This window comes from Gloeocapsopsis crepidinum LEGE 06123, from assembly GCF_015207655.1.
GTDB classification, from domain to species: Bacteria; Cyanobacteriota; Cyanobacteriia; order Cyanobacteriales; family Chroococcidiopsidaceae; genus Gloeocapsopsis; species Gloeocapsopsis crepidinum.
On the sequence record NZ_JADEWN010000107.1, the window covers coordinates 1 to 8947 of the forward strand.

Sequence of the window (8947 nt, forward strand, 5' to 3'; positions counted from 1 at the left end):
GATTTTGACGATTTTGCTAGCTTGGGTTTTACTTATTCCTCCATCTATTGCCTCAATGACTTTTTTCTCCAGTCGTAGCTGTAGGGGGCTGGCATTTTTTACTTTGGTTTACTCCTTCTCTATTTTGCCCTCATCTTTCCTTCTCTTGCTATAAATCAGATCTGTCTGCATTTTGGTATTCAACTGGTGGGGTGACAGGGGGATAGAAGTGAAGCCTAATCAGGGGTTGAGTAATGAGAGCCAAAAAAAGATAGGCTGGCTATTGACAATGCCTGCCCATCACTAAAAATGCTGCCTAAATTCTATCAGACCCATCTGCAAAAACAACTGAGTGCGAATCAATACAACCTACAGTTATTGGCGCGTGAGTAGCAATGGAACAGAAATGTACGCTAAGCTCAAAACGTTCAAGGAGAAAGCATTTTAGCACTTATCCAACATTGCCGAGAAGGTTTCAAACTAGGCAATGTATAGTGGAAATATATGCGCCAGCATGAGGTTTCAACCCATGCCAGTTAATCTCCCTGCACTTCCATTTTCGGCAAAGTCTGCTTCTGGAGCTGCTCCACCCCCTAAGCAAACTGCAAACCGAGAGCGGGAATACTTGCGCTCCCACGAAGTAGAAAAGCTGATTCAAGCAGCTCGGAAGGTAGGACGAAATGGCAATCGGGACGCGGCTATAATTCTACTGATGTTCCGCCACGGACTGCGGACAGCCGAATTGGTTGCTTTGAAATGGTCTCAAGTAGATCTGAGAGCGGGTTATATAGATATCCGCCGTGCCAAGCACGGGCATGATAGCATTCATCCACTCCGCGCACCTGAATTGAGAGCGCTGCGCCAACTTCAACGGGACTACCCCGATACTCAGTATGTCTTTGTCTCCGAACGCAAAGCACCCTTATCAACTCGCTCAATTCGTCAGATTGTAGCGCGCGCAGGTTTATTAGCAGGTATTCCCTTTCCAGTTCATCCACACCAACTGCGTCATGCTTGTGGTTACTATTTAGCCTCCTGTGGACACGACACGAGAGCGATTCAGGACTATTTAGGACATAAAAATATCCATCATACGGTGCGCTACACTCAGTTGTCGCCGCAGCGGTTTGAGAATTTCTGGACTGATTAACCTGTAAAATAAACAGGCTAAACGTCAGCTAGGGTCGAAATGCCAGTTGATTTTTTGACTGAGGAGCAACAAAGTCGCTATGGGCGCTATGCAGGTGAGCCTACACCTGCTCAACTGGCTCGCTATTTCTATCTCGACGACACCGATTTACAACTAGTACTAAAGCGACGCGGGAATCACAACCGCCTTGGCTTTGCCCTACAGATATGCACGGTCAGGTTTTTAAATACCTTTCTCAGCCTACCTACGGACGTGCCTTCATCAGTTGTAGCTTATGTCGCAGCTCAACTAGGTATTACCGACTTGAGCTGTTTGCCTCGTTACTTGGAACGTCCCACCACTCACCGAGAACATGCTGGTGAGATTCAAAAACACTATGGCTACCGAGATTTTAGCGACCAGCCACAACACTGGCGGTTAGTGCGCTGGATGTACGAACGCGCCACCTTGAGTGTAGAACGCCCTAGTATATTATTTGACCTAGCTACAGCACGGTTGGTAGAGCAGAAGGTATTGCTTCCAGGTGTCACTGTCTTGGCGCGAATGGTAGCCACCGTTCGCGACCGTGCCACTAATCGTTTGTGGCAAGCTTTATTCAAACTCCCTAGTCCAAAGCAACAAAGACGATTAGAAGAATTACTGCAAATCAATGATAACAGTCGCATAACTCCCTTAGACCGACTGCGCCATTCGCCCACCCGTACTAGTGCTCCGGCATTAGTTGATGCCCTCAACCGATTAGTCGAAGTACGGGCTTTGGAAGTTAATACATTGGATTTGTCTAGAATACCGCCCAGTCGTTTAAAAGTGCTAGCGCGAACCGCAGCTTCTGCCCGTGCCCAGACTATTGCTCGGATGCCTACCGAACGAAGGATAGCAACCTTATTAGCTTTTGCCCATGTTTTAGAAGCCACGGCTATGGATGATGCTGTAGATCTACTAGATGGACTCATCGGGGATTTACTAGCTGCCTCAAAACGCGTTGGGGAGCGAGAACGGTTGCGGACAATTAAAGACTTGGATGCAGCAGCATTGCAGTTGTGCGAAGCTTGTGGCGTTTTGCTAGACCCCAGCTGCGATGACCAGAGAGTCAGGGCAGAAATTTTTGCCCGCCTGAGTCGGGACAAGTTAGCCTCGGCGGTGGCTAAGGTAGAAGCATTGGCGCGACCAGCCGATGACGATTACTACGATATTATGATGCGTCGGTGGAAGCACGTCCGTATTTTCTTGCCTCGGCTGTTGCATACGATTCAGTTTAAAGGAACAGAGGCAGGGCGACCCATCTTAGAGGCACTGCAATTTCTTCGCGCTATCGAAGGGCGGAAAAAACCTGACCTAAGTGCAGCACTGTTGAATGTTGTTAGCAAGAGCTGGCTGCGATTGGTGCTTTCTGCCACTGGGAAAGTAGGCCGCCGCGCCTACACCTTCTGCATACTGGAGCGCTTGCGCTATGCCTTACGCCGTCGCGATCTATTTGTCTGTCCTAGTCTGCGTTGGGGCGACCCTCGTGCTAAGCTTCTGCAAGGTGACGCATGGATTGCTGCACGTCCGACTGTGTGCCGGACTCTAGACCTGCAACCCACACCGCAACAAGAATTAGAAGCATTAGCAAGCCAACTTGATGCAGCTTACCGCCGTACTGCTGACAACTTGCCTACTAATGCAGGGGTACGCATAGAACAAGTCGAACGGCAAGACAGTGTAGTGTTGAGTGGACTAGACAAGTTGGAAGAACCGCCCAGCTTGATAGCACTCCGCGAACAAGTTGCTGCATTACTGCCCCATGTTGACTTGCCGGAAGTTTTGTTGGAAGTGCAAGCATGGACAGGATTTGCCAACGAATTTACCCATTTGACCCAAGGCAATGCCCGTGTAGAAGATTTGCACGTTAGTATTTGTGCAGTGCTATTGGCGGAAGCTTGCAACATTGGTTTGGAACCCTTGGTGCGCTTGGATGTGCCAGCCCTAACAAGAGGAAGGCTTTCGTGGGTGTAACAAAATTATATCCGTCAAGATACGCTGATTCGTGCCAATGCACGACTAGTTGATACTCAAGCGAGCATCGGGCTGGCGCAACTGTGGGGCGGAGGAGAGGTGGCTTCAGCCGATGGGTTACGCTTTACAGTACCAGTGCGGACTTTAAATGCCAGACCAAACAGCAAGTATTTCGGTGTCGGGCGTGGTATTACTTATTACAACTTTACTTCCGACCAGTTTACTCGCTTTCACGGCCGCGACTCTCTTTTTCTTCTGGAAGGATTATTGGAGCAACAGACTAGCTTGCAACCGCTTGAGGTCATGACCGACACCGCAGGTTATAGCGATGTAGTCTTTGGTTTATTTTGGCTGCTTGGTTATCAGTTTAGTCCCAGACTTGCCGATCTCGGCGAAGCTCGGTTTTGGCGAATCGATCCCAATGCTAATTATTATGCGCTCAACTCTTTGGCTCGTCATCGCATCAACATTGAGTTAATTGCTAACAATTGGGATGATTTACTCAGGGTAGCAGGCTCCCTCAAATTGGGAACTGTTAGTGCCTCTGAGTTGATGCGGACTCTACAGGGTGGAAGTAGTCCCTCTAGTTTGTCAAAAGCTATTGGCAAATTAGGTCGAATTGCAAAAACGTTGTACCTGTTGGCATATATCGATGATGAAACCTATCGTCGCCGCATCTTAACGCAAATCAACCGAGGAGAAGGTCGTCACAGTTTGGCTAGAGCAACTTTTCACGGACAGCGAGGGGAGGTGCGTCAACGCTACCGTGAAGGTCAAGAAAACCAGCTTGGCGCACTGGGGTTGGTCATTAATATCATGGTGCTATGGAATACTTCTTATTTAGACACAGCCTTGAAGCATTTGCGTTACCAAGGATATGAAGTTAAACAAGAGGATGTAGTGCGGTTGTCCCCATTAGGGTACAAGCATATCAATATGCTGGGGCGTTATCAGTTTGCTTTACCCGAACATTTGCAACAGGGAGAGCTTCGCCCACTGCGCGATCCAAATGACACATTAGAGGCTGAGGGGTAGAAGTATTATCCTGTCAGCTTTTTAGGCTTAGCGTACATTTCTGTTCCATTGCTACTCACGCGCCTAAGTTTGCTGAGTATAGAATTTTCATGTTTGCATATTATGTCTAAACAATCAGAGCTAATTTATAAAGTAAAAATTAAGCAGCTAATCGTCTCAGCATCAACCGCACCATAGCAGCATAGATCATAGACTCACTCACCTCTGGCAACAGTTCATCATCCTTACTCAATCGACGATACCAGTTCAACCAGCCAAATGTACGTTCAACCACCCATCTTCTGGGTAACACTTCAAACCCATCTGTAATCCGCTTGACTACTTCTACTTCTGCACCGCACACTACCATCACAGCTTGTGCAAAATTTTCTCCCCTGTATCCAGAATCTACCCAAATTAACTCTAAAGCCTTGGAGTTATAACACTCTTGTGACAATGCTATTATTGCCCCTAATCGTTGTGAAGCATTAGCTTCGGTCACTACTACACCCATGAGTAGTCCTTGTGTATCTACGACGATATGGCGTTTGCGACCTTTAACTAGCTTGCCGCCGTCGAAACCGGATACTTCCCTTTTTTTTCCGTCGTTTTTACTGACTGGCTATCAATAATTGCAGCAGTAGCTTGATGAGACTTGCCTTGCTTCATCCGTACTTGTTCACGCAATACTTGATTTATCTGTTCCCAAACCCCGTGCTTTTGCCAGCGTCGAAAATAATAATAAACTGTTGAGTAAGGAGGCAAGTCATTAGGAAGCATCTCCCATCAACAACCAGTTCGTAGCAAATAAAAGATGGCATTGACGACCTCACGCATGTCTACTGTACGCGGATGTCCCCCCGATTTAGGAGGTGGAATTAACGGCTCAATGATTCTCCATTCTTCATCGCTCAGGTCACTTTTATAGGCTTTTCTGGTCATAGGCATCGCTTTAAGCTTACTAACATGTCATCGTAAGAACCTATTGCCTCAACCCTCGCCAGTTTCAACTTTTCTTTATAAATTACCTCTCAGAAATTTTGCTTAGAATTTTTATATTTGCATCTTATGTTTTAACTCATATCTTGCACCAGGTTACATTAATGTCTATTCCATGATGTTTGGCTAAAGATTGCAAACGTTGAATTTCTACAAGCATGGGTAATAGCGCCATCATTGGGAGCAAGAGTTCAAGAGCTTTTTGTGCAGCATCACTCCAATCAGGTAAAAGGTTAGTGGAAGCATGAAGGTGAACCCAATGGACTAGCAAATAAGCAGTCAAGGATAAAACTAACCATCTATACACTCCTAATAAGGTTTGTTGACCAAAGCGATGAAGACCAAAGCGGTGTTTTGCTGTTTTGAAAAAGCCTTCAATTGCCCAACGGCGACGACCCCACCAAGTCATAGTGCTAGCCTTAAGAACTTTGGTACAGAGGATATAACGTTTTTCTAACTTTCCATCTGAGCGTTTGAGGTAATACCAAGATAGATAGACTGGGAGTTTTAAGCCGAGCAGTCTTACTTGCTGTCCCCGTTTGTGCAGATGTACGATACCGCGTCCATCCTCCAGTTTGCGGTCGCAACGAATCCCCACTAGAACATGGTGTTTGAGTTGACGAACTTTAGTTACAAATTCATTACTACTAAAAGCAGTATCAGCTAGAACTAAAACTTTGAAGTGTTGCGTTAGAATTTTCGGTAGTCGTCGTACAAGGCGCAATCCTAATTGCGTAGGAGTTGGAGTATCCTTACCTCGGTAAACTTGAAAACTCCAAGGCACTCGGCATCGTCCCACTACGAGGTAGAGCATCACAATATGAAGACCACGTTTACCGTTGTAGACTCTAACTAAATGGTTAAACTCTTGAAACTTGCCTGCTTTCTCCAGGGTAGTTAGATCAACTATCACCTGTAGTGTTGGTCTACGCCCTACTCTCGAATGCGATAGAATTTGTTTACACGCCGCTTGACGCACTGCTCTAATCACCTGCCGTGTCGACCACTTGTACTCATTTAAAAACCGACTCAATGCACTAGCTGACTTAGTTGCACAGTGTTCAGGTAGGGGTACTCCTTGACCTTCTAAGAAGATTCCCAGCAGAGCTTGCAGACTGTCTTGCTGGTAGGTGCTAGGCATCAGGGTTTTCAGTGTCGAAACTAGCGCTTGGGCTTGAGATAGGATAGCAGACATGAATAAGCAGAGGGTAGACGTTAAGCTATGCCTTTTTCTCACTGTTGGCGCTAGATCTAATCTGCCTGTCGATATACTTTTAGCTTGGACGCAAGATATGTATGAGTAACCCAATGTCAGCTCAACTGTCTCGTTAGACTAAGAAAGTCGATTTAATAACATAGGTAGGATACTCATGTTGTCATTGGAAGAGGTCACACTTCGCCCTGCGACGAAAGCTGACGCGCCACTGTTCTACAGCGTCATCGACCGAACAATGCGTGAGTTCATCGTTGCTACTTGGGGCGCATGGAACGAAGAGCGTGTTCAGCGCGAGTCCCTCGAAAACAGCGCTTCGCCAAACGCACAGGTCATCCAAGTCGGCAATGTTCCAGTTGGAGTTCTCTTGGTTGAACGGGAGCCAACCTACATCCAAGTTCAACAAATCTACCTACTGCCCGATTATCAACACAAAGGCATCGGCGGATATCTCATCGAGGGTATCATCGCAGAGGCAACACATAGCAAGCTTCCAGTTCGTCTCCGCGTTCTCACGGTCAATCCGGCGAAGGAGTTTTATGAGAAGTTTGGTTTTGTCGTTACCGAAACATCGCACGAATTCTATTTCATGGAACGCGTTTCCTAACCTTTCCATCATCCGAAAGGTGCAAGATATGAATTAAGCAAAAAAGATATCATCAGAAGTCAAAAAGCTTCTTTAAATCACTTTTGTAAGCTTTTATTCTATACTTAGGTTTTGCAGAGGAAAATGATATAAAAAATCTTACTATTTTTATATCATAAGAGGTTATTCAAAACAGTTTGTATTGGAAACTAGAGAATAATAATGGAGTAATGGCAATTATGCTGCCTAGTCATTTTACTAATATTCATCAGGATTTTTTTCGATAAGGCGCAGTTTATACAATTGTTTAAAAATACGAACTGACGTTAGCAATGTAGCGAGGAGCTTTATTGACAGTAGAAAACTTTGTTTGGTTTTGATAAACTACTTTTCAAGTAATCTAACCTCTAAATCCTAAAGTGCAGGTTTGCATAGCGTCTTCTCTTAAAATTAGTTTATGAATAGTGACTTAATTCCTTTTCTTGTTAGTGCGATCTTACTCATCGCTTACCTCGTTTTTTCGGCAAAAACAGAGATGGGAACTAAACTTTTCTGGAAAAAGAAGCCACCAACACGCTAAATTTGGAAAACTGACACGCAAGTTGTAGAAAATGAAAACCATGACAACATCGCGAATGCAAGCGGTACAGTCGCCAGTCATTCCGATTGTGGGAGAACTGATTCGCACTTTTCCAGGTACAATTTCTTTAGGGCAAGGTATTGTATACTATCCACCGCCACCGGAAGCAACCGATCTTACTCAATTTTTTGCCGATCCGACAAATCATCAATACAAAGCGATTGAAGGTATTAGCCCTTTGATTGCAGCAATTAAAGCAAAACTGCAAGCTTTCAATAGTATTGCTCTTGATAAGCAATGCATTATGGTAACGGCTGGTAGCAATATGGGATTTATGAATGCACTGCTGGCAATTACCTCAATAGGTGATGAAATTATTCTCCAGAAACCTTATTATTTCAATCATGAAATGGCGATCCAAATTGCGGGATGTCGTCCAGTTTTTGTTTCTACTGATGAAAACTATCAACTCCGCCCCGATGCGATCGCGCAAGCAATTACAGCAAAAACCAAAGCTGTGGTGACAATTTCACCTAACAACCCAACGGGTGCAGTTTATTCTGAGGAAGCATTACACAAAGTTAATCAACTGTGTCGCGATCGCGGAATTTATCATATTAGTGACGAAGCATACGAATACTTTACTTACGATGGTGTCAAACACGTTTCTCCTGGCGCGTTTCCTCACAGCAATGCCCATACAATTTCGCTGTACAGTCTTTCTAAAGCTTACGGATTTGCAAGTTGGCGGATTGGTTACATGGTGATTCCAGAAAACTTACTTGTTGATATCAAAAAAGTTCAAGATACAAACTTGATTTGTCCACCGGTTGTTTCTCAGTATGCCGCGTTAGGGGCATTACAAACAGGATTTGATTATTGTCGAAGTCATATTCAAGCGATCGCTAGCGTACGCCAAGTTGTTGTGCGATCGCTCGACTCACTGCAAGGATTATGTACAATTGCACCTGCTAATGGTGCTTTTTACTTTCTCTTAAAGGTGCATACGCAATTAGATGCCTTTGAACTAACTAAACGCCTTATCCGCGAACATCGAGTTGCAGTACTTCCAGGGACAGTTTTTGGCATGGATCAGGGGTGTTATCTGCGCGTTGCTTATGGCGCATTACAAGAATCCACGGCTAAAGAGGGGATGGAACGCTTGGTAAAGGGCTTGCAAACAATTTTAGCTTGATATTACATAGCGGTCTTATCTAGCTTTATGAAAAATATTAATGAACTGCAATGATTTAGGATTGCTATGTGTAGCTACAGATGCTATTTATTAGGCAACTTAATTATGATACAGCCTATTGCAAGTTTATGAGGTACAGTAAGAGGAGTACACAAATGAAGTCTAATGAAACCGTACTCGCTCGACTTGCGAGAAAAAATAGTTAAGGCATACACACAAGGTGACACCTCAATCAG

The 8947-nt window shown here is 44.9% G+C and carries 5 protein-coding genes and 2 pseudogenes; 5 read left to right on the plus strand and 2 right to left on the minus strand.

Annotated elements, in window-relative coordinates; all coding sequences use genetic code 11:
- Positions 1 to 508: 508 nt before the first annotated feature.
- Both IQ230_RS25320 and IQ230_RS25325 read left to right on the plus strand, forming a co-directional pair.
- Positions 509 to 1129: a tyrosine-type recombinase/integrase gene (locus IQ230_RS25320; RefSeq protein WP_228055360.1), complete on the plus strand. Its 621-nt coding sequence runs from the start codon at positions 509 to 511 to the stop codon at positions 1127 to 1129.
- Positions 1130 to 1168: 39 nt separating this feature from the next.
- Positions 1169 to 4159, plus strand: a pseudogene (locus IQ230_RS25325) (Tn3 family transposase).
- A 139-nt stretch (positions 4160 to 4298) separates the two neighbouring features.
- Here IQ230_RS25325 and IQ230_RS25330 read toward each other — a convergent pair.
- Both IQ230_RS25330 and IQ230_RS25335 read right to left on the minus strand, forming a co-directional pair.
- Positions 4299 to 5080 (minus strand): annotated as a pseudogene (locus IQ230_RS25330) (IS5 family transposase).
- Between the two features lie 136 nt (positions 5081 to 5216).
- A complete protein-coding gene (locus IQ230_RS25335; RefSeq protein WP_228055363.1) occupies positions 5217 to 6278 on the minus strand; it encodes a transposase in 1062 nt (353 codons plus the stop codon).
- A gap of 229 nt (positions 6279 to 6507) precedes the next feature.
- Here IQ230_RS25335 and IQ230_RS25340 point away from each other — a divergent pair, with 229 nt between their 5' ends.
- From IQ230_RS25340 to IQ230_RS25345, 3 genes are all read left to right on the plus strand, one after another.
- Positions 6508 to 6957: a GNAT family N-acetyltransferase gene (locus tag IQ230_RS25340; protein WP_193934962.1), complete on the plus strand. Its 450-nt coding sequence runs from the start codon at positions 6508 to 6510 to the stop codon at positions 6955 to 6957.
- Between the two features lie 436 nt (positions 6958 to 7393).
- The gene (locus IQ230_RS27575) at positions 7394 to 7516 is read left to right on the plus strand and encodes a hypothetical protein (protein ID WP_265576260.1); all 123 of its coding nucleotides are present in this window, start codon (positions 7394 to 7396) and stop codon (positions 7514 to 7516) included.
- 31 nt (positions 7517 to 7547) lie between these two features.
- Complete coding sequence (locus tag IQ230_RS25345) at positions 7548 to 8711, plus strand: pyridoxal phosphate-dependent aminotransferase (protein ID WP_228055365.1); 1164 nt, start codon at positions 7548 to 7550, stop codon at positions 8709 to 8711.
- Positions 8712 to 8947 lie beyond the last annotated feature (236 nt).

Excerpts from the sequence above, each read along its gene's own strand:
- IQ230_RS25320 (WP_228055360.1), top strand. The coding sequence starts at position 509 with ATGCCAGTTAATCTCCCTGCACTTCCATTTTCGGCAAAGTCTGCTTCT.
- IQ230_RS25335 (WP_228055363.1), bottom strand. The coding sequence starts at position 6,278 with ATGCCTAGCACCTACCAGCAAGACAGTCTGCAAGCTCTGCTGGGAATC.
- IQ230_RS25340 (WP_193934962.1), top strand. The coding sequence starts at position 6,508 with ATGTTGTCATTGGAAGAGGTCACACTTCGCCCTGCGACGAAAGCTGAC.
- IQ230_RS27575 (WP_265576260.1), top strand. The coding sequence starts at position 7,394 with ATGAATAGTGACTTAATTCCTTTTCTTGTTAGTGCGATCTTACTCATC.
- IQ230_RS25345 (WP_228055365.1), top strand. The coding sequence starts at position 7,548 with ATGAAAACCATGACAACATCGCGAATGCAAGCGGTACAGTCGCCAGTC.